This window comes from Fibrobacter sp. UWEL, from assembly GCF_900142535.1.
Classification (GTDB): Bacteria; Fibrobacterota; Fibrobacteria; order Fibrobacterales; family Fibrobacteraceae; genus Fibrobacter.
Window position 1 is genome coordinate 36839 of the sequence record NZ_FRBE01000003.1, and the last position, 24773, is coordinate 61611.

Sequence of the window (24773 nt, forward strand, 5' to 3'; positions counted from 1 at the left end):
AAATTCTATATTGCTTTGCATGAAGATTGTATTTATGGGTACGCCGGAATTTGCGGCTTGTTTCTTGAAGCACTTGAAAGAAAGTGACTTCGCTGATGTTGTTGCTGTAGTTACTCAGCCTGACCGCCCTGCGGGTCGTGGCCGCGTGCTCACTCCTCCGCCGGTAAAGAGCCTGGCTCTGGAATACGGCTTGCCGGTTTTGCAGCCTGTGGATTTGAAGGCTCCCGAATTTGAAGAAGAACTTCGCGCCTTCGGTGCAGACCTTTTCGTGGTGGTGGCTTACTCCATTCTGCCCAAGAACATTCTGGGCGTAGCAAAGTTTGGTGCTGTGAACGTTCACGGCAGTATGCTTCCCAAGTACCGTGGTGCGGCTCCTGTGCAGCGCGCCATTGCTGATGGCCTGCCTTCTACGGGCGTTACGGTTTTCCGTCTGGATGAAAAGATGGACCACGGTCCTATTCTTGCTCAGCGTGAAATTCCTATCGACCATCAGGACACCACTGCAAGCCTTTTGGAAAAGATGGTGGCTCCGGGCTGCGACGCTCTGGACGACGCTATCAACCAGCTGATTACTGGTACCGAAAAGGATTTGACTCAGGATCATGCCCAGGCATCTGGCGCTCCCAAGCTGAAGAAGGAAGAAGGTCTTATCGACTTTAACCTGCCGGCTCGTGTCATTCACAACCGCATTCGCGCTTTCAACCCGTGGCCCGGTGGATATGGCAAACTGGGTGGCCGCATGGTTTACCTTCGCGTTACCGACACTCCGGAAAACGGTCCCAGCCTGGCTCCTGGTGCAGTGGCCTTCAAGGATAAGCGCTTCTACGTGGGCACTGGTGAAGGTCTTTTGGAAGTGATTGAAATCCAGGCCGAAGGCAAGAAGCCCATGCCCGTAGCAGACTTCATGCGTGGTATCCAAAATCACGAAGGACTTTCATTTTGCTAAACGATTCTAGACGTGACGATCGTTCTCGCGATGCAAAGCGGGATGCCTTAAAGGATCGCAAGGACGCCTACCGCGTTCTCTTGCAGTGGGCGGATAACGGCGCCTTCATTAAGGACGGGGGATTATCTCCCTTCGCTATGGAAATCGCATTAGGCGTTTGCCGTCGCCATCTGTATCTGGAATACTTCATCAAGACTCTCGTCAAGAAGATGCCTCTTCCGGAACTCCAGATTGTTCTGGAAATGGGACTTTTCCAGATGTTCTTCATGAACGTTCCGGATTATGCTGCCGTCAGCACTTCCGTCGAACTGTCTAAGGTCATTGGCTTTGGAGATGGCGCTGGTCGTCTGATTAACGGTGTGTTGGGGGGTGCCAAGAAGGCTGGCCTCCCGCAGATGCCTCCCCAGCGTGTTCGCTGCGTGTCCATTGAAAACTCTGTTCCGGAATGGATTGTCCGTCGTTGGTTTGACGTTTATGGCGGTGACGCCGCCGAAGCTCTAGCCAAGAAAACTCTGGACCGCCCCACCGAATGGCTCCGCGTCAACCTGCAGAAGACTTCCGCTCCCAAGCTGGCTCAGAAGTTGGGCTTTGAAAACGCTTCCATCCTGTATGATCGTTACATTGAAGTTCCCTCCGACACAAAACTGAAGCCAATTCTAGAATCGGACTCTTTCTCTAAGGGCGAATTCAGCTTCCAGAATCCTTCCGCATATGACGTGGTGAAACTGCTGGATTTAAAACCCGGCCTGAAGGTTTGGGATGCATGCGCTGCTCCTGGCGGAAAGACTGCCTTGATGGCAGAAATGGATAGCAGTCTGGATATTCTCGCCAGCGATAATTCCGAAAATCGCTTGACAAAAATGCAGGACTTGAAGAACCGTCTGGGTCTGGAAAACATTCGTATGGAATGTATTGACCTTGCGGCAATGAAGTCCGTAGGGACCTCCCAGACTCTCAAGAACAAGAACGCTTTCGATCGTATCCTTCTGGATGTGCCCTGCAGCAATATGGGGGTGATTGCCCGTCGTCCTGAGGCAATCTACCGCTTGACGCAAAATTCCCTGAAGGAACTTGCGGAACTCCAGCTGAAGATTCTGGAAAATGCGGCCGGCTATTTGGCAGAACGTGAAGGGGCTCGCCTGGTTTACGCTACCTGTAGTCCTGATCCTATGGAAACCACTCAGGTCATTGCAAAATTCCTGAAGTCCCATCCGGAATTCGAGAAGGTGGATGACGCCGTTCTTCCTGGTTCTCGCGATTCCCGCTTTGACGGATTCTTCGCTCAGGCTCTTGCTCGTAAGAAATCCTAGCTTATTACAGGTTCATGTGATGTTCAAAAAAATACTCGCAGTGGTATTCTTGCTTATTTCGTCTTCCCTTTGGGCGGAGGATTCCAAGTACGATGTAGAGGATGTGGCTTTTTCCCATCTTTTTGTTTCGTTACAGGCTGGTGAATTATACCCTTGGGGACAACTTCAGGATGCCGTGGACAATTCTGTTTATTTAGGGGGAGGAATCCGTTATACCTATTGGGATGACTTTGACGGATTTGTACAGATGGAATATTCCTATTTCATTCCCGCCATGGATAACGAAATCATTTATGGTGTTCATCAGGTGAATGGAAAACTTGGACTATCCTACCATAATCCTAAAATCAAGTCTGTGGAATTAGGTGCAGGATTTCTTTGCAGCTGGACTCGCGCAGATTACGATGAGACTAAGGTGGATAAGAAAACGTTTAAAAATGAACTTGGCGGAACTCTAGTTGATAACGAAACAGAATTTGGTTGGTTCTTCCGTTTGTTGCTTCCTGTGTGGACTACGGATAATTACCGAGTTGGTCTGAATGCGGAATGGCAGGAACTGTGGACTTTGCCGGAACGTTCCAATATGGTTTCTGTGGGTATTTTTGTTGAAAGGAGGATTTGGTAATGAAGTCTTCCTTGCTAACGCTTTTGGCTGCAGTTGTCTGCGCCAGTCAAATTTCCTTGGCTTCCGTTACTCCTGAATTGGAGGGAATGGAATCGGTCGTCCGAAGTGATGGTACATTCCTAGTAGGTTCACCTACCTATGCTTTTGATCGAATTCTCGGTGCCGGGGGGATGCATTCCCAGTCCGAAATGTGGAATCCTGCGAAATTACGTCAGCGTCTTTTATTGAATCGAATGTCCATTCTTCCTAGTTGGGATCCTATGGATCCGTCCATCTGGGTAAAAACTGGAAATGAACTGGGCGACATGATTTATAATGATTTAATCGTGGAAGACAAACGTCCGAATAATAGAACACCGATTTTGGAAGGTGGCTTCCGCTCACCTAGCTATAGGGGCTTTTGGGCTACAGCCAGAGGTTTCCAGGATGATCATTATTCTGGATATACCAAGTCTATTCGCAAGCGTTATGTTTCGGACGAATTTTCTCACTTTGGTGAGAATTATCCAATGTTCAGTTCTTTGTATGGGGGACTTGGTTTTGCCAATGATCTCGTAGACGCCTCCATTCTTGCTGGTGAAGAATATCTCTGGATTCAGGGGGAGAGCTCTTTCTGGATTCCAGTTCATTATCGCCCCCGCATTGAAGCTCGCGCCGATATCAAGAACTTTTCTCTGACAGTTGCTTACGAAGATGGCGAGTATCAAAATAAATTAAAGTCCGAAAAGGGAAATCGCAAGGAACTGAATGGCTCCGTTTACTACAAGTGCGGTGAGGCTTGCAAGAATGGAATGTTCCAGGTATCTGCTGGTCTTTCTTTCCGTGCGGTAGATGATTCCGGACACGTCTATACAAAATTGGATGAAGACTTCGTTGCCCTTCCGTTTATGGAACTTCGTGTACAACCTGTAAAGCAGCTTACTGCCGATGTGATGTTTGCTGTCAATGATCGTGACTGGCTTGTGCAGGATAGTGTGGAACTTCATTTTGTTCCGGAAAAGAAACTGGGCGTCACTGTGGGCGTCAAGAATATTTCCGGTACCCGACTGAACCCGATGGCGGACAATGAGGAGTACTATAATGAGGATACCCTTCACTTGAAGGCTGATGGTCAGATGAATTTAATCCAGGGCTATACTGCTTTTGAAGATAGCATTGGAAATGTTTTCTTTGGTGGTCGCGCTAGCTTCTGGGCGGAACATGGTGCGGAAACCTTTGATACTACGGGATTTATCGCTGACACTGCTGCCAATAAGGAGGTCTACTACCGTAGTGGTGATGTTGCTCGCATCAACGACTGGATTTATGGCGTTACAGCAGAACTGTGGCTTGGAACTTGGTATAGAGATATGTTCGCATTCAAGGCTCATGCGGGCTTTGAACATATTGACGGTGCTGACAGACGGTTTGAAGTGACTCCCGCTGAATTCTTTACCTCATTTACTGCAGATTGGTATTTGCGCAAGTCCTTCCGCATTTCCCACAGTCTTCATTACAGAAGTGATGCTCGATGGAACCTTCGCTCCCCGGATCCTCTCGTTGTTAAGGGTGACTGGTATTGGGATGCTACCTTTGAGCAGCAGTTCCGTAAATTGGGCCTGTTCCTTACTGGATCCATTCTTCATGCTCTTGGAGAAGAACAATTCGAAGTTCCCAATGCTAATTATGGACGTCTTCGTTTCGTCTGTACTGTGAAGAAAACCTTCTAGACTTCAATCAACTTCAAAGACTTAAGGCAGAACGTGTTGGCGAAAGCTTCATGGGCTGCCTTTTTTTCAACCCAAGAAAAAACAGCCTGATTTTTGGATCCGCTGGCAGAGCCAAGCTCGTGATTTGAAAAAGACTTGGATGCAACTTTGGTGGTTACGTTTAACTGCACATGGAGTACGTCACAAGTCATCTTGTGGACCGTGATATTGTGCTTGAAGTTGCCCACTGCGGTAACACTCTTCACTTGGTCCGCATTGATAAAACTTTCCGCCTGGATTGGCAATCCCGCAGCTGCACTTCTCTGGGATTCAAAGTGGGGAAGCGTAATCTGGTTGTTGAAGAACTTCTGGCCCCCGCGAACGGCCAGAAGCTTCCCGTCGGTAGATTCCACCACAAGGACTGTTCCGTGCCATTCCTTCTGGATTCGTTTTTTCGCAGGAGGAAATTCCTCGGTCTTCTTCTGGGCCAATGCCGCACAACCGCCTTTCAGCGGGCAGTTTCCGCAGTCGGGATTTTTCACCTTGCAGACGCGGCGGCCTAGCTCCATGAGGGCTTCGTTATGCAGGTAAGCCTTAGGATGGTCCGCCACCTGTCGGGCGTATTCCCAGTAGATTTCGCTACAGCTTTTCTGCGGGACGGGCTGTGTGGATGCCTCTGGAAGTTTGTCCGTGGGGAGGAAATTCAGCAGGTGGTATCGGGAGAAAATTCTCACCAGGTTTCCGTCTAGAATCGCTTCCTTCTGGTGGTAAGCCAAACTCAGGATGGCGCCTGCGGTATACGCCCCAATGCCGGGCAAGGCCTCCAGTTCCTTTCGGGTTCGGGGCAGTTCCCCGGTGGACGTCTCGGGACAATCCAATCCGGCTACCTGTTGGGCCGTCTTCAAGATGTTTCGTGCCCTGCTATAATAGCCCAACCCTTGCCAGTACTTAAAGACTTCTTCCTCGCTAGCAGCAGCCAATGTGGCTATATCAGGAAAACGCTTCATCCATCGGGTGAAATAATCCATGACCGTTGCAACCTGGGTTTGCTGCAGCATGGTTTCGCTGATCCATACCTTATAGGGATCGCGCTGCGCATTTAAATCTTCCAGACGCCAAGGAAGGCTTGCCGCATTTCGGGCAAACCATTCACGTAGCTTCTTTAAGTCGGATGGATTCACGAAAAGGAATGCACCTTACTTGTAGGATTCGCTATAAACTTTCCTGAAGTATTCGAACTGAGCCTTGCTGGCGTTTTCCAAAGTGTACTTCTGGCTTCTCTGATGAGAATCTTCGCGCATCTTCTGGTAGGTATCTGCCTGTTCCAGCTTCAGCTTGCGACATTCTTCCAAAGTTTCCAGCCACTTGTTTTCATCCAGAGGGAGAATTCTTCCGCAGGCGTTGTCACTTCCCACGATGTCGCGAGGTCCACCGTAGTCGCTGACAATAGCAGGTGTACCTGTAGCCATAGCTTCCACCACCACGTTACCGAAGGTGTCGGAGGTGCTAGGGAACAGGAAGAAGTCTGCATCCGCATAGAGGGAAGCCAGTGTTTCACCGCCCTGCTCACCTGCAAAATGAACGCTGTCGTTGCCCTTGAAGAATTCCTTGATTTCTTCAAGATACCAACCGTAGCCCACGTACATCAGCTCGACGTCATCGTACTTGGCAGAGAACTTCTTCCAAACTTCATTTAGGAAGGGAAGGTTCTTTTCCTTGGAAATTCGACCGATGAAGGCGAAACGCACCTTGCGCTGTTCACGAGTGCAGCCGAACTTTTCCCAGACGCCCTTGCCGCGAAGTTCCGGAGCGAACTTTTCCAGAGGGAGACCGCGGGGCATAAGTTTAACTTGATTTTCGGGCACCTTCAGCTCTTTTACCAGAGCCTTGGAGTAGTCATCGCAGGGGCTAATAACGGGACGGGCCATCCAGTAGAAAATCTGCATCAGCTTCAGCACGTAGTAATGCATCCACTTAGCCTTCACCAGAGTACGTGTATACTGAGGAACGTCTGTACGGTAGTGACTCATGACCTTGATGCCTGCAATCTTTGCGCAGACGCAAATTGCCCAAGCGCCAGGAGACGGTGTTTCCAATTCAATGATGTCCACCGGGTAGCGCTTCAGCAAGCGAAGTGCGGGTGCGACTCGAGGGATGGCCAATTCACTATTGGCGTAGCCCAGCTGTTCCATGCTGAACATACGAGGCAGCAAAATGCAGTAGCCGTTTTCCACAACGCCACAGGGGCGGGTGTTGAAAACATTACCTGCAAGGTAAGCCTTCATGCCGTGTTCTCTCATGTAGGGAACCACGTTACGGAGGTTGTTGGCGATACCGTTAGTTTCGTCCAGACAGTCGGCGTAATAAAGAACGCGGACATCATCGGGATGCTTCTTGTGATATTCTTTGCGCTCCTTCTTGAAGTAGGAACGGAGCTTTAAAAGCTTGGGAAGGTTCACCAAGGCTGTGCCAAAAACAATAGGCGGAATCCAGCAGGTACGAATATTTCCAGGTGGCTTGTGCTTCAGTTCAAAGTACTTATTGAACGTACTGGTGACGGTACGACCGAAGATTGCCGGACGGGTGTCCAGCTGGTCCGTAACCTTAGGCTTCCTGGTTGAATTTGACGCATTCGTCATACTTTACTCCATTACCACCGAAAAGGTCCAAAGCACTTCCGATGGTGAGATCAATTTTACCGCCCGAAATTTCCTTGCAATGCTGAAGGTCCGCTAGGGACTTGGCGCCACCTGCATAAGTGACCGGGATTGGGCTTTCCTTTGCCAGGAAACGAATGAGGTCGTCGTCCATACCTTGCTGCTTGCCTTCTACGTCGGCCGCGTGAATCAGGAATTCATCGCAATAGAGCGCCAGTTCGTTCAGCGTTTCGGGGGTGATTTGAATATCAATAAGGGTCTGCCAGCGATTGATGGCAATGCTCCACTGGGGATTACCATTGGCGTCAACGCCAGTACGCTTGCAACTTAAATCCAGAACAAGACGGTCCTTGCCTACGGTTTCTACCAGGCGGTTCAAGCGGTCCATATCCAGCTTCCCTTCCGGAAAAATCCAGCTGGTGACAATGACGTGGCTTGCTCCTGCATCCAGGTATTCCATGGCGTTATCTGCGGTGATGCCACCACCAACCTGAAGTCCGCCAGGGTAGGCAGAGAGGGCGGCCTTTGCGGCATCTACATTGCCCTTGCCCAACATAATGACGTGACCGCCTTTGATGTGGTCTTTCTTGTACAGTTCTGCAAACCATGCAGAGGAACGGTCCGTCTCAAAATTGGTCTTGAGCCCTGCTCCGCTATCGTTAAGGGAGCTTCCCACAATCTGTTTTACCTTTCCGTCATGAAGATCAATGCAGGGGCGAAATTTCGTCATTATTCCTTGGCTCCTGTAATACACCAGTCAATCTTTTTGCCATGGCTTCCGTCAGAACGACCGCGATAGAAGAATACTTCGCCGGCGGTTGCCTTAAAAGCCTTCTTTGCAAACCAACCGTCGATCTTGTCCAAAATACTTGCCTTTTGGTAAGTCTTATTTGCTGCAAATTGCAGGGTCGGAGTGTCATCGTTCCATTCAATGTTCAGGTTGCCTTTGGGGAAACCTTTTCCCGTATAGTTGACGTCTCCGTCCTTAATGGATTTCGGGGTTACCACGCGATTCCCTTCGGGACCATTGTAGATGGCGTAACCTAGAGTCTTTCCATCGGAGGTCATGGAGATACGTCCTGCGAAAAGCGGGTTACGGGCGTTGGTGCTAATGTTGATGGAACGGGTGGCCATATCGGTTGCCTGTGCCGTCTGCCAGATCTGATCCATGTAGGCGTAACCTTTTACTTGGAGTGTATCCTCGTTATAGGCAATCTTTCCAGAAACGCGGCCATAGGGAATGTGTACGTACTGACCCATCTTGGCGGAACCTACATTCCAGACGCCATTACCCAAGGTCTTGCCCGGTTCTGCAGAATCGAAGGTCAAGTCCAGAAGAAATTTGCCATCCTTATCTGCGGAGAAGAGAACATGGTGACCCTTACCCGGCTTCTTTTCCATCAAGTATTCATTCTTGATGTTCAGGGTGGCGGTTGCCTTGTCTGATTTAAGACGTTCAGGAGGATATTGACGTCCAACCGTATAAGTTTTCCCCTTGAAGTTCCAAAGAGTCATGTCGCAGCCAATCTTGGTTCCGCTTCCTGGAACGTAAAGTACGGCGTAGTTTACGAATGCCCTAGTGCCGTTGTCAAAAACGAACTGGTAACTCCAGGTTTCGTTAAATTCCTTGGTGGAAACAGGATGGGGCATAAAGTCATCAACGGTAGTTCCTCGGGAACTGCCTTTGGGTGCAACCACGTCTACTGCAAAAGAAAATGTAGCTGCGAGTAGTAGAATGAAAAGTGAAGTTATGAAGTCCTTTCTCATCAAAGCAAAAATACAAAAAGTCGGCTATGAGGATTAGAGGCGCAGGTCCTTGCCCATACCCATCTTCAATTCAATTCGACGGCGTTGGACCATCTCGTTGAAAAGGTCGGTCAGGCTGTCTTCCATGCTGATCATGGGCTTCCAACCAATGTTCATGGCCTTGGTGGGGTCCCCAATGAGGAGGGGAATTTCGTTGCGACGTTCATAGCCAGGATCAAAGCGGAAGTCCACGCTTACGTCGGCGATATCTACCATGGCTTCCACCACTTCGCGGATGGTGTAGGATTTACCGCAGCAGAGATTATATACTTCACCGGAATCGGCTTGGTTTAGAATTTGGATCATGCCACGGGCTACATCGCGCACGTCAATAATATCGCGGCTTACGTCCAGACTGCCGGAATAAATAATCGGTTCTGCTCCATAGTACTTAATCTTCACCAGCTGATAGGCGATGGACGGAATCACGAAACGGCGACTGTGATGGGGACCGGTAAAATAGAAGGGACGAACGAAAACCACATGCAGGCCATTGGCATTACGGAACTGGTTAGCCAGAAGTTCCATGCAAGCCTTGGAAGTTGCGTAAGGGGTCAGAGGGTTAGGAGGATCCACTTCCTTGTGGAGGTACGTCAAATTCTTGTCTGTTCGGCCGTAGATTTCGCTAGAGCTCAACAGCATAATCTTTGCCTTGGGGCAGACCTGTCGAACGCCTTCCAGAAGGTACTGTGTTCCCATCAGGTTGATGTTCAAAGTTTCGTTGGGCTTCATGTAGCTGATGCCCACAGAAGACTGACTTGCCAGATGGTAAATGTGAGTGGGATTTACCTTCTGGAGCATCTCAATCACATCTTTGGAATTCAGCAAGTCACCATTTAAGTAGGTGGCGCCTTCTACCTTTTGCCAAGGCTGGGGCTGTTCATCACTAAAGCTGTAAAGGTCGTGAGAGGTACCGCAAAGGCTAGAGAGAATGTGGTAACCAAGTGCACCTGTTCCGCCAGTAACAAGAATACTCATAATTAACCTCGAATTGCATCCCAAGATTGTGCGACAATTTGCTTATCGATGTTGGTCACCTTCTTCACGGCACCAATCTTGGTGGGAAGAATGTAGACGCGAGTTCCCTTTTCAGCCTTCTTGTCAACGGCCATGGCATCCCATGCGGCATCCACGTTGATGTTGTAGGTGGTGGGGAATCCCAGGTCATCCATCAGCTTGTTGTGACGTGCTTCTTCTTCCTTGGTAATCATTCCCAGGAGGACGGAAGCGCGTGCCGCCACACGCATACCCAAGCTTACGGCAATGCCGTGAGTGTAGGTGGTGTAGTGCGTCAAATTTTCGATGGCATGACCGAATGTGTGGCCGTAGTTCAGGATGGCGCGAAGACCTGCTTCCTTTTCATCAATGCCTACCACTTCTGCCTTAATGGCGCAGCTGCGGAGAATGAGCTGCTTCAGTACGTTCAGATCGTGAGCCTTGATCTTTTCCACGTTTTCTTCCATGTAACGGAAGAATTCTTCGTCATAAATAACGCCATACTTCACGATTTCTGCGAGACCTGCCAGATATTCGTTTTCGGGCAAGGAGCTAAGAACCGCCATATCGCAGATCACTGCTTCCGGCTGGTAGAATGCGCCAATCATGTTCTTGCCTTCGGGGTGGTTAACAGCCACCTTGCCGCCCACAGAACTATCCACCATGGAGAGAAGTGTGGTGGGAAACTGGATAAACGGGATACCGCGCTGGTAGGTTGCAGCACCGAAGCCTGCCATATCGCCTACCACGCCGCCGCTGAACTGCAACAGACAGCTCTTGCGGGTGTAACCGCGATGGAGCATGAAGCTATAAAGCTGATTCAAGTTGTGAAGAGTCTTGTTCTTTTCACCTGCCTGGAACTTAAACACCGGGCAACGTCCTGCCTGGTTACGCAGGTCACCCAGAGTGCGGCTCTGGGCCTTTGCGATGTTAGTATCGGTACAGACAAGAAATTCGTACTTGGGCGTAAGGCGTAAGCCTTCCAGCAGGACGCCTACGTCGGAAACGATGTTCTTGCCGATAAAGATGGGGTAGCGACCGCCACTGCTGGGCAGTACGTCCAGAGCATGGCTTTCCCAGAAGTTTAGCATGTGGAGGATCTTTTCAATCACATGTTCTTCGGTAAATTCGTTGGAACTTTCTACGCTAAAGTCTGCATGGGCGTAGTTGGGTTCACGATCCTTCAGCATCTGCTTGATCTTTTCAAGACGTTCTTCGTCAGAAAGATTTGCAAGGAGTGGACGAGTGTTCTTGCGACCGATACGTTCGGAAAGAACTTCCGGCTTTGCCCATAGGCGAATGATAGTGCCGTTTTCGCGAATGACCTTCAGGTTTGCTGCCTGGGTCAGGGCACCACCGCCAAGGGAAATAACATGGGGTTCTTCCTTGGTGGCAAATTCGGCAACTACGTCACGTTCCATTTCGCGGAACTTTGCTTCACCATCCTGTTCGAATATTTCGCTGATGGTCTTTCCGGCTCGTTCTACGATAACGGCGTCTGTGTCGACATAGGGACGGTGCAAGCGGTCTGCAAGGGCTCGGCCGGTGCGGGATTTTCCGCTGGCCATGAATCCGGTGAAAAAGATGTGCTTCATAAATTAACCTTGCATTCCTTTGCGCATAATAGCGGCGAGTTCGTCGTTAGTCTTGTCCTTCGTTTCCTGGGGGAACCACTTGCGGAAACTTTCAATGCCCTGATGAACCAGCATTCCTTCGCCGGTAACCACCTTACAGCCCTTGTCTTCGGCCATCTGCAAAAGCTTGGTGCAGAGGGGTGTGTACACGATGTCGCACACGGTCTGGTGCTCGTGCAAATCCTTCATGGTCAGGGGGGATTCATCTACGTTGGGAGTCATGCCAACGGAGGTCGCATTGATGATGATGTTGATATCGGGAGATACGGCATAGAAATCCTGGAAGGTTACTGCCTGGACTTCCTTTGCTTTTCCGTCAAAAAACTTGTTTAGACTGTCTGCCAGGGCCAAACCCTTGTCCAAATTTCTGCAGACGATGGTCACCTGGTTTCCCATTTCCACCAAGGTGTAGGCGATTGCCTTTGCCGCGCCGCCGTTTCCAAGGAGTGCTACGGTGGTGTTGGTGGGGGAGACTCCGAATTCTTCCAGGTTACGGATGCAACCGTAGGGGTCTGTAGTGGTCCCGCAAAGGATACCTCCCACATTGCCTTCTTTCCAGTACAGCGTGTTCACACTGCCTGTAAAACGAGAAATGTCAGAAAGTTCATCTACCAGTTCCATGACAGGAGTCTTGTAGGGAATGGTAACGTTTGCTCCTCTAAAACGAAGAGCGCGAAAACCCTTAATGGCTTCGTCCAGATTTTCTGGCTCCGGAGCGTAGGGGAGATAGGCCGCGTTAATGCCAAGTGCTTCAAAAAGCGCATTGTGCATCAGGGGCGATTTGCTGTGTCCGACGGGATAACCGAAAATACAGAGAGTTTCAGTCTTTCCGTTAATCTTCTGCTGGCTCAAAAAAACCTCTTTTCTTACATCACAAAGATATATAAAAATGAAGGATGAAGGATGAAAAATGAAGAATGGAGTGAGGAAAATGAAGAATGAAGGGTGAAGGATGAGAAATGAAGAGTGGATTGTGAAATACGAAAAAAGTCCTGGATTCTTCCAGGACTTAAACGTTTGTAACGAAAAGGAAATGTTCGCTCGTTACTGTCTTGCAGCAAGTTCTTCAGGAGTGCGACAGAGGATGTCCCAGTCACCGCGCTTGATGATCTTGTAGGCGTATCCCTGTTCGGTCAGGAACAGCTGACGGTTCATGGCGAATTCCTGTTCCTTGGAGTCCTGGGTCACGATGCTGTAGAAGTGTGCTGCACCGCCATCGCTCTTGGGGCGAAGAACTCGACCCAGGCGCTGGGCTTCTTCCTGGCGGCTTCCGAAGGTACCGGAAATCTGAATCAGCACGTTGGCGTCGGGGAGGTCAATTGCGAAGTTACCCACCTTGGAAACCATGAGGTTCTTCAGGCTGCCATCGCGGAACTTGGCGTACAGAACGTCGCGTTCCTTGTTGGGGGTCTTGCCCGTAATGAGAGGAATGTCCAGAACCTTGGAAAGGTTTTCCAGCTGTTCGATGTACTGGCCGATAATCAGGACGCGATCGTCCGGCTTGTCGTAGTACTTCAGCAGGCGTTGAACGATGTCCGTCTTTTCCGGGTTGGTACTTGCAAGAGTAATCTTCTCGCGGACCGGAGCCAGGGCATACTTCATTTTCATTTCCGCTTCCATGGGGATGCGGATTTCGTTACAGTCGGCTGTAGCGATCCATCCCTGGGCTTCAAGAATACGCCAGGGAATATCGTACTTCTTGGGACCGATCAAGCTGAATACTTCGGTTTCCTTATGGTCTTCACGGACCAGGGTTGCAGTAAGGCCCAGACGGCGGGTTGCCTGCATTTCGGTACTCAAGCGGAAAACGGGAGCGGGAAGCAAGTGAACTTCGTCGTAAATCATCAGGCCCCACTTCTGCTGACTGAACAGCGGGAAGTTGGCCAGTTCTTTCTTCACTTCTTCTTCGGAACCTTCTTCCAGGTCAATTTCGGTGACTTCCTCGTTTGCCTTCTTGGCACGCTTACGCTGAGTCAAGATCTGGTAGGTGGCTACCGTTACGGGGCCGATTTCCTTCACTTCGCCGGAGTATTCCTTCACCATGTCGGGAGTCAAGTCGGTCTTGTCGCAGATTTCGCGAATCCACTGGCGGGATGCGGAAATGTTGGGCGTCAAGATCAGTGTCTTGGTCTGGATCAAGGCCATGGTGGCAATACCGATGACGGTCTTACCGGAACCGCAAGGCAGAACGATAACGCCGGATCCGCCCTTTTCGGAGCCGGAGGCGTAAAACACCTGGGCAGCTTCCTTCTGGTAATCACGGAGCTTGAATTCCTTGCCGCACACCATGGTGTCGCGAAGGTGGATGGGCAGCGGATCGCCTACAGTATAGCCGGCCAAGTCTTCTACCGGGAAACCTGCGTTGGTAAGCGCCATCTTCAGGTGGCCACGACGTTCCGGATCCACGATGGCGTGGGTGTCGTCGATGAATTCCTTGATGTAGGGTTCCACTTCCTTCAGCTTGCAGATTTCCGTGAACATGTACTTGTCATCGGATTCCACAATCAGGTTGTCCCCGTCATCCTTCTTCATGCGGAGAAGGCCGTAGCGACCCATGTAGTCTTCAACTTCGGTAATGACGGTCTGGGGAATGGGGTAACGGCTCTGGCTGTCCAGACGTTCCAAAACTTCTTTTGCGCGAAGGCCGGTGGATGCTGCGTTCCACAGGCTCAAGGGGCTAATCTTATAGGTGTGCAGGTGTTCGGGGCTCTTTACCAGTTCGGTGAAAGGAGCGATCGCGTCACGGGCTGCTTCGTAGGTGGGAGCATCCACTTCCACCATAATTTCCATATTACTCTGTACAATAATTGCGCCATTCGGATTCATAGGGCGGCAAAAATAGTAAAAAACGGCCAAAAGAGCAAGTTTCAGGATGTTCTAAAATGCTTTTAAAAAGAGGGCGCGTAGGGTGCGGAAAGCAAGGGTGAGAAAGGACGTTGAGTGAGGTGCGTTCGGGGTGCTTTTGGGAACGTCAGGATGCGTCAAGATGTTTCGGATTTGCTTCTGGAGGCGTGGGGATATACGGAAAAGGGACTGATTCGTCGCCAGTCACCGAGCTGCGCTCGGCTGGCTCCTCACCCTACGGGCCTTTCGCTTCGCTCGAGTTCCTGAATTCCACCCACGGGCTTCGCCCACGGTGAAATTCAGTCGCACCCTCTTCGAGGGTCCGGTCCCTCTCCTCACGTTCTAAGAAAAAAGAAAAAGCACCACAAAGTGGTGCTTTTTCTTTTTTAGAGCGGGAAAAGGGACTCGGACCCTCGACCCCGACCTTGGCAAGGTCGTGCTCTACCAACTGAGCTATTCCCGCGAGGTGACCCAATGTTAGAAATAAAAGTTGGGGTTGTCAAGGGGTTTGCAGTGAAAAAATCATAATTGCGTTCTTTTTTCCCTTTAATTCGAAGGAGCCTGCCTTGGTGCAGATGAATTTATGGGGGAGGGGAAGGGGCAATTGGGCGAAAAAGTCTTCGGAAATGAGGAAGTCCTGACCTAGCTTGGAACAGAGGGTCTGGATTCGGGAGGTGGTGTTGAGTACGTCTCCGTGATAAGCCATTTCACTGCCGAAGTTTCCAACTTCTGTGGAAATCACTTTACCGCAATGAACTGCGGCCTTAAAATCGGGAGCTACGCCGTAGCGACGGAGGAACTTTCTCTGGGTGTGCTGTAAAGCGTCCTTGAAGTCATAGAAGCAGTTTAGGGGTCTTGCCTTATGTCGGCATGCTGCTGTTTTCCAGGTCAAGAAGGCTCCGTCACCAGCAATCTGATAGATTTCGCCCTGGTTTTCTTCACAGCAGTTAGAGAGAAGCTTGTAATAGTCCCTAATGAAGTTGCTGTACCTGATGTTTCCAAGTTCTTCACAAATCGTCGTTGAGTTTTTTAGATCCAGGAACATAAACACTAGGTCCTCCTCCTTTGGGTCTTGATATTTACCCAAACAGGTGTTTATAAAGACTCTAGTGCCAAACTTCTTGTGGACAGAACGAACGAACGTGATCAAATGACCAAGGACAAAGAGGGCGGCAATTTGGACGTGGGTGGAGTGTTCCTTGAAGGATTCCCTGACCATGCCAATAGATTCTGCATTGATGATTCCGTTTTCTCGGTCAATTTTCCAGATGAGAATGCAAAGAATAAGGTTTGCGCAGATACTTGCCAGGAAAAAGCTGGAACGAATCAAGAGTGCCGCAAAGACGGGCCTGCGGTCCATTTCATCCTGAAGGATCACCACGTCGTAAATACCGTGGGAAAGTCCCATTAGAAGGGATAACTGCGTCATGAGCATGATCTTGCTGGAATCCATGCCCGAAGAATCTCCATAGGAGAGGAGGCTGGTTACCCCAAGTACCACAAAGACCCAGCTGAACATGTAGAAACAGAGGGCCTTGAACTTTCGCTGTGTTAAACGAGTCATTGCCATGGTAAAAACCGCTAGTGGATAAAGAGAGGTAGAGCCCAGAACATCGCAATCAGGACAATGTCTTTATAGGAATCATCCAGAAGCAAGGTGGAAGCCAGGAAGAAAATGATGGTCGATAACGTCAAAAACAGAAGGAGCGGCAGCTTCTTCTTGAGTTTTTTCTTCCAACTTTTTTTGTTCTCGTTATCCATACTCTCTATATAATCTAAATTTTCTAAAAGTAACCAAAGTTTAGATATTTTTTTAATCTTCAGTATGTTCAGTCTCTATATTCACATCCCTTTTTGCAAAAAAATCTGCGATTATTGCGATTTTCGCGTACTTCCTGCCAGCGATAAGCTGTTTCAGGAGTATTCCGACTTGGTTTGTAGAGAGATTGAACTGTACGAAAAGAAATATCCCGGAACCCTGAAAACTGCGGAAACCCTTTACCTTGGAGGGGGGACTCCTTCCATGCTTCCGTCAGATTGCCTTGGACAAATATTCGCCTGCCTTCAGTCGGTAGGGGTGGAAGTATCTAGACTTAGGGAAGTTTCCATGGAGTTTAACCCAGAGTCCACTAGCCGAGAAACCATTGAGAATGCGCTGGAATTAGGGGTGAAACGTTTTAGTCTGGGGCTCCAGACGTTTAATCAAGAGCTTTTGAAACGGATCGGGCGGTCCCACTCGGTGGAAGCGGGGGTAGATGCCCTTGAGCTTTTGTTGAGCTATCCTGACATTCGTGTATCGGGAGACTTGATGTTTAGCCTTCCGGGACAAACTTTGGATGTTTTTCTTTCCGATGTTGATCGATTGAGTGATTATCCTTTGACTCACATTAGCTTTTATGGCTTGACGGTAAATCCCAGGACGATTCTTGGCCAAAAAGTGCAGAAGGGAATCTTTGAAATTGACGAGGATTTATACGAACCTATGTACCAGGGGGGCGTGGAACTCCTTGATGCTAAAGGATTTAAACGCTACGAAGTTTCCAATTTTGCAAAGCCTGGTTTTGAAAGTATCCATAACCAGAATTATTGGCGTCGGGGTGAATATGCAGGCTTTGGTCCGGGGGCTCACAGTTATGTGGGGAATAGGCGATTCTATGCTCCGGAGATATACCCCAGGTGGCGTGACTACGTGCGGAATGGCGCTCCGGAAAATCTCCTGACAATAGACGAACTGTCGGAGGAGGATGTCTTGATGGAGCTCTTCTGGCTGTCCCTCAGGCAATCCTCCGGTCTAGACTTGCAAGAACTGGGAAAAATGGGGTACAAACTCCCAGAGACCGCTTTAACGAAGTGGCTCAAGCACAATTACTTACAGGTTGAGGGATCGCCTGAAATCACTGGCATTCGGCTTCGTGACAGGGGCTGGATCTTTATGGACGATATCGTCACAGACCTCGCAAATCAGTGTTCCAAGTTGGAATAGTGTCCTGTGGACAAATGCCTGAGATATAGGTCACAAGGCTATATTTTGTTTACATGGAATGCAAAAAAAAACATACATTTAAATAATGTATGGACTTATAGTGTTCCATGTCAGGAATTAGAGGTTGAACATGTGGGTGATTCGTCAAAATATTTTCCAGCTTTTGGGGCTGTTGCTGCTTTTGCTAGCAACAAGTGTCTTTGCTGTGGAAGGCGATGAATCTCCTAAGGTCGAAGAAGTAGACTGCGTCAACTATACGGATGCTCCGGATGGTCGTTGCATCTATCAGCGCGTGCTGAAGTCTCAGGGCTTTAAGCTTTTCGTAGAAGCTCATGGGGACGATACTCTTTCCGCTAATGCGGTAAAAATCGATGCAAGACACTATGCGCTGATCAATACGGATTTCCATGTGTACGCCCCTTTGGCTGACAACGATTCCATTTACCTCTTCCGCTATAAAGGTGCCGTTTCTGCCAATGATACCGTTACCGTTCACAACATGGACAAGGTGAATTCGGGTGAAACGGGATTGGTGAATTTTGGCATTAGGGGATTGTTTCCTTATGTTAACGTTCTTGTGGGTACTGCAACTTCTCTTTCTTCAGAACCCAATATCTCCCGTGTGTACAATTTCTACGTGCCTGCCCTGAAGTACTATGTGGGTGGTAAAGAAATCACCGATGCGACCAAACTGCAACTGGAGGTCGGGGATTCCCTGCAGATTGATGTAGAGGCTGTAGTAACCTTGGGTCCCAATACGAACTCGGTGGATACTACCGTGGATAAGGAAAAGTTTTACGTATCCACCTTTGGTGAAAGTGACAGCTTGATTTTTAAAAATCTCTCTGGTTCAAATCTGGAGATGGTGAATGGCCATCCTTATGTCACGTTTACTAAGGGTAAGAGTAGCTTCTGGGTTTATGCGTCTGCTTCTGTTACCGATGGATCCAAGTTTACGTTAAGCGGTTACAAGAAGTCGGATGACCCGACCAAGTTCTTTGTGGAAGGACCCTTCCCGGGTGACTTGCGCTTTGGCAATCCTGATTTGCCTTACCTGGAAAACGCTGTTGTGTTTGATACTGATGGCGATGGTATGGGCGATAGCATTTCTGTCCTGTTTGCAGGTCAGATGGATTCCGTGGATGTGAAGGATTTCTATTACAACTGGCCTACAGGAGATAAGTTCAAGAAGTATTCCGGAGATGTGGATTCCACCGAATTCCTGTTTGGCTTGCCTGACATTGACGAAGTCCTTCAGGACAAGGATGCTTCTGGCGAACTGAAGGCTTATGTCTGTTCTTCTGTAGGCAATCGCTGTGATACTCTTCGTACTAGCATCAAGGATAGTGTTGGTGCTGTGATTCAGGTTGCCACCTTGGTAAAGGGCAGCGGCGATACGGATACATTGGTAGTCCGCTTTAACAAGGTCATGGATGAATCCTGGACTGAAGGTGAAGGTCTTAAGCTGAATGGCGAACGCATTTATGGCGAAGCTATCCAGAAGGAAGGAAACGTCTGGAAGTTCCTGGTTCCGTCTGGGGTTGTGTCTGTAGGCGACAAACTGAAAATTGAAACCGACTGCGGGAAGGATGCTTGCCCCGATGGAATCCTTACAGCCGCCGACGGAATTCCTACCAGTAAGAACAACCAGGAAGTTCCTGTTCAGAATTCCGGACGTATCTACATGAGTGAGAATAACGGCTTCTATGATCGTGATGGTGATGGTCGTCTGGACAGCGTGTCTGTAGGATTTGAAACTCCCATTACCGAAGATGATCTGAAGAACATGAACCTGACTTTCTACTGGTTGGATAATGATGGCGATGTGGTGGCGTTGAATCCTTCTCCTCGTGACTTGACTTTATCTTCTGATGGAACGGTCCTCGGTTTTTCCATTGATCCTAAGTCTTACGATGTGATGGAAAAGCTTACGGCAGTGGATTCTACTCGCGTGTCCAAAAAGTCTTCTGATAAGGAATATGGATATGCAACTCTTACGAATAAGGTAACGATTGATGGAAAGGACACCACGGAAGAAGTTCGTTTTGAAATGAATGACTATATGGCTCCAGTCATTGCAAGTAACTTCTTGACCCCTGAGTCCTTCCAGAAAATGTCTCCGGATAAGTTTGTCTTGACCTTCTCTGAACCTATTGACTATGAAAAGTTTACCATGACCGAAGATTGCCTTTCTTTCTATGTGGATGGCGAATGGAAACTCTATAGCTTGACTTCCGTGGAATGGAGTGAGGGCGGCCGTAAGGCTACGTTCTATATGGAGGCGGGAAAGAATCTGGATAACCGAATGAACCCTGCAGACTCCGTGAAGTTTGGCAACTTTGAGGATGGACTTGTGGATAAAAATGGCAATCATGTTTCTGAAAATGCTCCTACCGTTATGGTGGAAGGTGATCCTCGCGTCATTATGCAGACCACCTCCTTTGCGGACTTTAATCGCGCAGAAGAATTAAGTGACCGAGTGAAACCTTTTACCATTGATCATGTGAAGGCTTCTCTGGATGAAGATAATGCAGCATCTCTTGGCGTTCTTATGGATGTGGGATTCTCCACTATCATGAATAATGATTCTGGTGTAACAGTACTGGATCTTGAAAACAGCGGACTTGTTTGGGAACTTTATGTTTATACCAATATGGGTCTCTATGTGGGTAGTGCCTCCGGCAAGATTTCATGTGATGATGAATTTTTTGATGGCAATTGCTTTGAAAATCCGGATAAACTTTATGTCCGTTGGAATATGCGTTCCGATGATGGACGTAGGGTTGGAGTAGGTGTGTATCTTGCAAAGTTCAAGGTTAAAGTATTTGGTGCAAAGGAAGAATTTTTGATAGAAAGAGTCTTTAGGTGGGGCATTACAGGTTCTAACAAGTAACCACTTATGGATGATTTCAGAGGGTAGCGATATGTTGAAGACAACAGAATATATCTCGGCTTTATTGATGCTCATGGCAGGTTCTGCTATGGCTGGCGACGTTACATATGCAACTCCGCAAAGTCCGGCAAACGGCATCTGGATTCAACAGGTTGGCAATGTTTATGATCACAAGGCTACCAAGGCCACACTGTATTATACAAAGTATGCTCAAGACGATCGCGTCAAGAGTATTTACTATGAGTATAACGGTCAAGGCAATTTGTCAATGAGACTTGTAGACAGGAAAACGCTCTGTACAGAGGGTGATGGCCTTTTGGGTGCAGACGGTATTGTGCATCATCCTGATGGTGATTTGCTGATTGCTCCTCAGGGGCATCAGGCTATTCACAAGGTAAATATTAAGGCTAAGGAAAATGGCAAGAAATGCCTAGTGAAATCTGCTACGCCTAATACGAGTGTTAGTGGCTTTTGGCATTTGATGATGGATCCTAATTCGAAGAATCTGTGGGCCGCCGGTATTCCCGGTCCTCTCTTCAGATTCTCTACAGAATCCTCCCCTGCGGATACCAACTTCGCGGACAAGGGTTATAAGGTTAAGTTGACTCCTGATCCTAATGGATATCGTAAGGATGAAAAACTTTCTACTATCATGTGGGATAAAGCGGGTAATGCCTTCTTTACCTATTCTGACTACTTTGGCGGTGGTTGTGAACTTAATGCTCAAACAGGACAACCTTGTTCTGATTCAGATAGGAAAAAACACATCGACGGTGCTTATTTCGGTCATTTTACAGATACAACCTGGGTTAAGGTGACTGCAGACAACGTCGGTTCTGTCGGTGGAAAGATTGGTGACTCTGTCATCACCGAACTGAAAACGGAAATTCTGATTCCCCGCCTGGAAGGTGCTCATGGCGGTACTTATGATGAGTACTCCAAGACGTTCTTTGTCTTTGGTGGAGCCCGTATTGTCCAGATTAAACCTTCTCTTGTTGATGGTAAGATGACTGCATCTGTGGTCGCTACCATTGACTTGCGAGAGATGTTCTTTAAGGAAACTCTGGATAACTTGACTACTCCCAGAACCAACGACGGCGGCTATGTAGGCTGGCGTCTAGACCAGGGTACTGTGGATGGTTACGGTCACCTGTTTGTTGCAAGTAACACGGGCCATATGGTGTTTGTGGACTATACGTCAAATCCTTCCAGGTACATCAATGATAACATTCTGGTGCATGTGCAGTGGATTGACAATTACCTGGATGACCTGGCTCCTCTTTCTGGTGTAGTTGTGGATCGTGATGCTGCTGGATCTGGTTCTGATTTTGAACTCATCAGTAGCTCTTCTCAGAGTAGTTCTTCCTTGCAGGTGTACGAAGAATCCTCCAGCAGTAAGCCTGCTTCCAGCAGCTCCAGTTCCTCCAATAAGGTATCCTCTTCTTCTGGAACCATTCCTGGTTCTAGCGGCTCCGTAAACTCTTCTTCCTCTGGTTCCAATCCTGGCTCTAGCGGTTCCGTAAATTCTTCTTCCTCTGGTTCCAATCCTGGCTCTAGCGGTTCCGTAAATTCTTCTTCTGGTTCCAATCCTGGTTCCAGCGGTTCCGGCGATCCTTCTTCCTCTGGTTCCAATCCTGGCTCTAGCGGTTCCGGCGATCCCTCCTCCTCTGGCTCCAATCCTGGTTCTAGCGGTTCCGGCGATCCCTCTTCCTCTGGCTCCAATCCTGGTTCCAGCGGTTCCGGCGATCCCTCCTCCTCTGGCTCCAATCCTAGCTCCAGCGGTTCCGGCGATCCTTCCTCTTCTAGTTCTGGAAATGGTTCCTCTAATAGTTCCAGTTCTTCCTTCCGCTATTATGGCGTAGAAGACTTTGATATTGAAGAAACTGATCCGGAAGATTCCTATCCCACTCCGGAAGACTTTGAGAAGGGTGACGAAATTGTCTCTTCTACTGTAGTCCTCGTTCCTACAGATCCTGATCCCAGCAATCCCAATGTGAAGGTGATTAATGGCAATAGTTATCTGTTGGTAGATGATCCGACTGGCTTGCCTCATGATCTCCATTATGATTCCGGTAAGGATTCTGCCAGAGTAGGTGATGTAATCGCTATTACTTTGGATAAGGACAAAGTGGATGAATACTTCAAGGGTGACGATTCCCTTAAGTTCATTGCTGGTGGTGATGTAAAGCTGGTCGATCCTGTCACTGGTGAAAAGGTGGACGTCATCAAGAAGAATACTGATGGCACCGTAACTGTCTATGTAACTGCAGATAAGGTGGTTCAGGGCGGATCCATCAAGGTGGTGGGTGGTAATTCTAAAGTGATTATTGATAACATCAACTTCTTTGATCCTGTTCCCGAAGCGCAGAAGGGCTTTATCAAGGATACTAATGGCGATATGGACCTGGATTACCTGGAAGTACTCCTGAAGGATACTCTGCCTGTTTCCTACGAGCTGGATAATGTATGGCTTGTAGTGAACGGTGATACTCTGAAGTGCGTGAACCCGTCTTTGAACGAGGCGAAGGATCGCATTCAGGTTGATGTTGGCGATCTGAATTTGCCGGCATCCGAAGACTTCCCTGTGGAAGGGGCTGTGGCTATCATTTCCTATAAGGATAAGAGCACAGGCTCTACCCACGTTCGCAATACCAAGGTGATCAAGGTTGGTAGCAATGTGATTAAGGACGCCTATGCAATTCGTGACCTTCATGGAAAGGATTCCCTGTTCCTGCAGTTCAATATCGAATTGTACCCGTATGATTTGAACTCTCCTGAAATGCTTGTGATGATCAAGCAGGAGGCTGAACGCTATGGATTCGACTTGAATCAGATTTCTAAGGCCTATATGCCGTCGAAGGATATTGTAATCCTGGTGGGCGATTCCTTAGGATTGAAGGGAGACAAGAAGGATAGTGTTTCTCTCTATCCGGGCGTGACCTTCAGTGAACTGCCTTACATCACTTCCGATGAATACGAACGAGAAGTGGCTGTAACTGTGGTGGATCGTTTCCCCGCAACGCAGAATGTTGAATACTGGGATACGGATGGCGATGGCGTCCTGGACCAGATTGTGACCGTGTTTGAATCCAAGCTTACTAGCGAAGACATTGATGGTGCTCTGTACATGTCTTTCCCCTGGTATAGCTATCGTGGCATGATGATCCAGCTCCAGGCTCAGCCCGGTGATTTGGAAATCGATCCCAACGATTCTACTCGAGTCATTTGGAAGGTCCGTTCTACCACTCGTCTGGCGGAAGGTGTTACTAGCATTAGCGAAAACCTCCCTGAAGCAACCGTCTATACCTATTACTCAGTCTTCGGTGAAACCTTCGTGAATGAAGAAAATGCACCGCTGGTGGATAAGATGGCTCCTGTGGTAGCTAGCGCTACCTTGGATTATGGCAAGAAAGCCGATACCTTGCTGATCGTCTTCTCCGAACCCATCATGACCAAGAATCTGAAGGGCGATGACTTCTTCTCCTTCATTCACGGTACTGAAGTGATTGAACTGGATCCCACTCGTATTGACTGGTCTGCTGATGGAAAGTCTGCCAAGTTGATTCTGGATGGTTCTATCGCTACCATTCTTCCGGGTGACTCCTTGTTAATCCGTAAGGGCGAAAAGGATGCCATTCGTGATAACTATGGAAATGTATCCAGTGAAAATCCGCAGCCTGTGATTATTGGTGGCTTGCTGAACCATCTGGTGGAAACTACCAATATGGGTACCTTCGATGCTAGCGATGATCGTGTGGTGGATGAAGGCGAAAAGGAAAATTACACGCTCCAGACGGTAAGCTCCGTGAACCTCCGTTATGTGCCTGGTTCTACAACCAAGGAAGATATGGAGAAGGAAGGCGCTCTAGGTCAGTTAGTCCAGCTGGGTGAACGCTTTGTGCCGCAGTTGCTTGACCAGGCCCAGGTGTCCGCTGACGGTTCCTATGACCCTGCGGTTTTGGATTCCTTGAAGCCTGAAGACGTGTTCATCTCCTTCATCGTGAACTATACGGATCATCTGGGCCAGTATGTGAACGATACCGTTATTACCGTTTCTTGTAACAGCCCCAAGTTTGGTGGTAACTGCTTGGAAACCGATAAGAAGGTGTTCGTTAACTGGAACTACAAGGATCATCGCGGTCGCTTCGTTGGAACCGGCGTTTATAATGTCCAGTTCAAGATGATCGTCCGTTACGACAAGAAGAAGATCGAAGAAGAAATGAAGGATAAGTGGGGCGTCCGCCGCAAGAATCGCAAAAAGAAATAACCCCCTATAAATTTTAAACAAAGGTCCTCGCAACAGCGAGGACCTTTTCTATTCTAAGGCTAAGTCTGCCAGGGGGTCCAGATGGCAGAATACAAAAAACATCCGCAGAAACCTGCAGATGTTT

Annotated in this window: 17 protein-coding genes and 1 tRNA gene; 7 read left to right on the top strand and 11 right to left on the bottom strand. The window is 48.6% G+C overall.

Features of this window, described 5'->3' with window-relative positions; translation table 11 throughout:
• Window positions 1-19 precede the first annotated feature (19 nt).
• Genes fmt through BUB59_RS02930 form a run of 4 tightly spaced genes read left to right on the top strand, consistent with a single transcriptional unit; the run spans window position 20 to window position 4590 of the window.
• Complete coding sequence (gene fmt, locus BUB59_RS02915; protein WP_073225472.1) at window positions 20-946, top strand: methionyl-tRNA formyltransferase; 927 nt, start codon at window positions 20-22, stop codon at window positions 944-946.
• A complete protein-coding gene (locus BUB59_RS02920) occupies window positions 940-2256 on the top strand; it encodes a transcription antitermination factor NusB (RefSeq protein WP_073225474.1) in 1317 nt (438 codons plus the stop codon). Before fmt ends, BUB59_RS02920 begins: the two co-directional genes overlap by 7 nt.
• A 19-nt stretch (window positions 2257-2275) precedes the next feature.
• Window positions 2276-2881 carry a hypothetical protein gene (locus BUB59_RS02925; RefSeq protein ID WP_073225476.1) on the top strand — a complete coding sequence of 202 codons (606 nt, stop codon included), beginning with the start codon at window positions 2276-2278 and terminating at the stop codon, window positions 2879-2881.
• Window positions 2881-4590 (top strand): hypothetical protein, encoded by a 1710-nt coding sequence (locus BUB59_RS02930; RefSeq protein ID WP_073225477.1) that lies wholly within the window; start codon window positions 2881-2883, stop codon window positions 4588-4590. The genes BUB59_RS02925 and BUB59_RS02930 overlap by 1 nt, the downstream gene beginning before the upstream one ends.
• Here BUB59_RS02930 and BUB59_RS02935 read toward each other — a convergent pair.
• The 11 genes from BUB59_RS02935 to BUB59_RS02985 form a co-directional block, all read right to left on the bottom strand.
• The gene (locus tag BUB59_RS02935; RefSeq protein ID WP_073225479.1) at window positions 4587-5750 is read right to left on the bottom strand and encodes an A/G-specific adenine glycosylase; all 1164 of its coding nucleotides are present in this window, start codon (window positions 5748-5750) and stop codon (window positions 4587-4589) included. The genes BUB59_RS02930 and BUB59_RS02935 overlap by 4 nt on opposite strands.
• 15 nt (window positions 5751-5765) lie before the next feature.
• Window positions 5766-7208, bottom strand: coding sequence for a glycosyltransferase (locus BUB59_RS02940; protein WP_073225481.1), 1443 nt, complete (start codon window positions 7206-7208; stop codon window positions 5766-5768).
• Window positions 7174-7956, bottom strand: coding sequence for a phosphoribosylformimino-5-aminoimidazole carboxamide ribotide isomerase (gene hisA, locus BUB59_RS02945; protein WP_073225483.1), 783 nt, complete (start codon window positions 7954-7956; stop codon window positions 7174-7176). Before hisA ends, BUB59_RS02940 begins: the two co-directional genes overlap by 35 nt.
• Window positions 7956-8924: a hypothetical protein gene (locus tag BUB59_RS02950; RefSeq protein ID WP_143160202.1), complete on the bottom strand. Its 969-nt coding sequence runs from the start codon at window positions 8922-8924 to the stop codon at window positions 7956-7958. Before BUB59_RS02950 ends, hisA begins: the two co-directional genes overlap by 1 nt.
• A 102-nt stretch (window positions 8925-9026) precedes the next feature.
• A complete protein-coding gene (locus BUB59_RS02955; RefSeq protein ID WP_073225487.1) occupies window positions 9027-10010 on the bottom strand; it encodes a GDP-mannose 4,6-dehydratase in 984 nt (327 codons plus the stop codon).
• Between the two features lie 2 nt (window positions 10011-10012).
• Window positions 10013-11623, bottom strand: a complete 1611-nt coding sequence (gene aroB / locus BUB59_RS02960) for a 3-dehydroquinate synthase (protein ID WP_073225489.1) — start codon at window positions 11621-11623, stop codon at window positions 10013-10015.
• Between the two features lie 3 nt (window positions 11624-11626).
• On the bottom strand, window positions 11627-12514 hold the full coding sequence (aroE, locus tag BUB59_RS02965; RefSeq protein ID WP_234979909.1) for a shikimate dehydrogenase: 888 nt from the start codon (window positions 12512-12514) through the stop codon (window positions 11627-11629).
• 192 nt (window positions 12515-12706) lie between these two features.
• Entirely contained in the window at window positions 12707-14488 is a 1782-nt protein-coding gene (locus tag BUB59_RS02970; protein ID WP_073225701.1) for a DNA repair helicase XPB, read from the bottom strand.
• A 408-nt stretch (window positions 14489-14896) separates the two neighbouring features.
• Window positions 14897-14969 (bottom strand) — tRNA-Gly (locus BUB59_RS02975).
• A 36-nt stretch (window positions 14970-15005) separates the two neighbouring features.
• Window positions 15006-16076 (bottom strand): adenylate/guanylate cyclase domain-containing protein, encoded by a 1071-nt coding sequence (locus BUB59_RS02980; protein ID WP_083540147.1) that lies wholly within the window; start codon window positions 16074-16076, stop codon window positions 15006-15008.
• Window positions 16077-16087: 11 nt separating this feature from the next.
• On the bottom strand, window positions 16088-16267 hold the full coding sequence (locus tag BUB59_RS02985; protein WP_073225493.1) for a hypothetical protein: 180 nt from the start codon (window positions 16265-16267) through the stop codon (window positions 16088-16090).
• A gap of 64 nt (window positions 16268-16331) precedes the next feature.
• On the opposite strand from BUB59_RS02985, the gene hemW reads away from it, so the two are divergent.
• From hemW to BUB59_RS03000, 3 genes are all read left to right on the top strand, one after another.
• Window positions 16332-17489 (top strand): radical SAM family heme chaperone HemW, encoded by a 1158-nt coding sequence (gene hemW, locus BUB59_RS02990; protein ID WP_073225495.1) that lies wholly within the window; start codon window positions 16332-16334, stop codon window positions 17487-17489.
• Window positions 17490-17625: 136 nt separating this feature from the next.
• Window positions 17626-20382 carry a hypothetical protein gene (locus BUB59_RS02995; protein ID WP_143160203.1) on the top strand — a complete coding sequence of 919 codons (2757 nt, stop codon included), beginning with the start codon at window positions 17626-17628 and terminating at the stop codon, window positions 20380-20382.
• 31 nt (window positions 20383-20413) lie between these two features.
• Window positions 20414-24649: a hypothetical protein gene (locus tag BUB59_RS03000; RefSeq protein WP_143160204.1), complete on the top strand. Its 4236-nt coding sequence runs from the start codon at window positions 20414-20416 to the stop codon at window positions 24647-24649.
• Window positions 24650-24773: the final 124 nt, after the last annotated feature.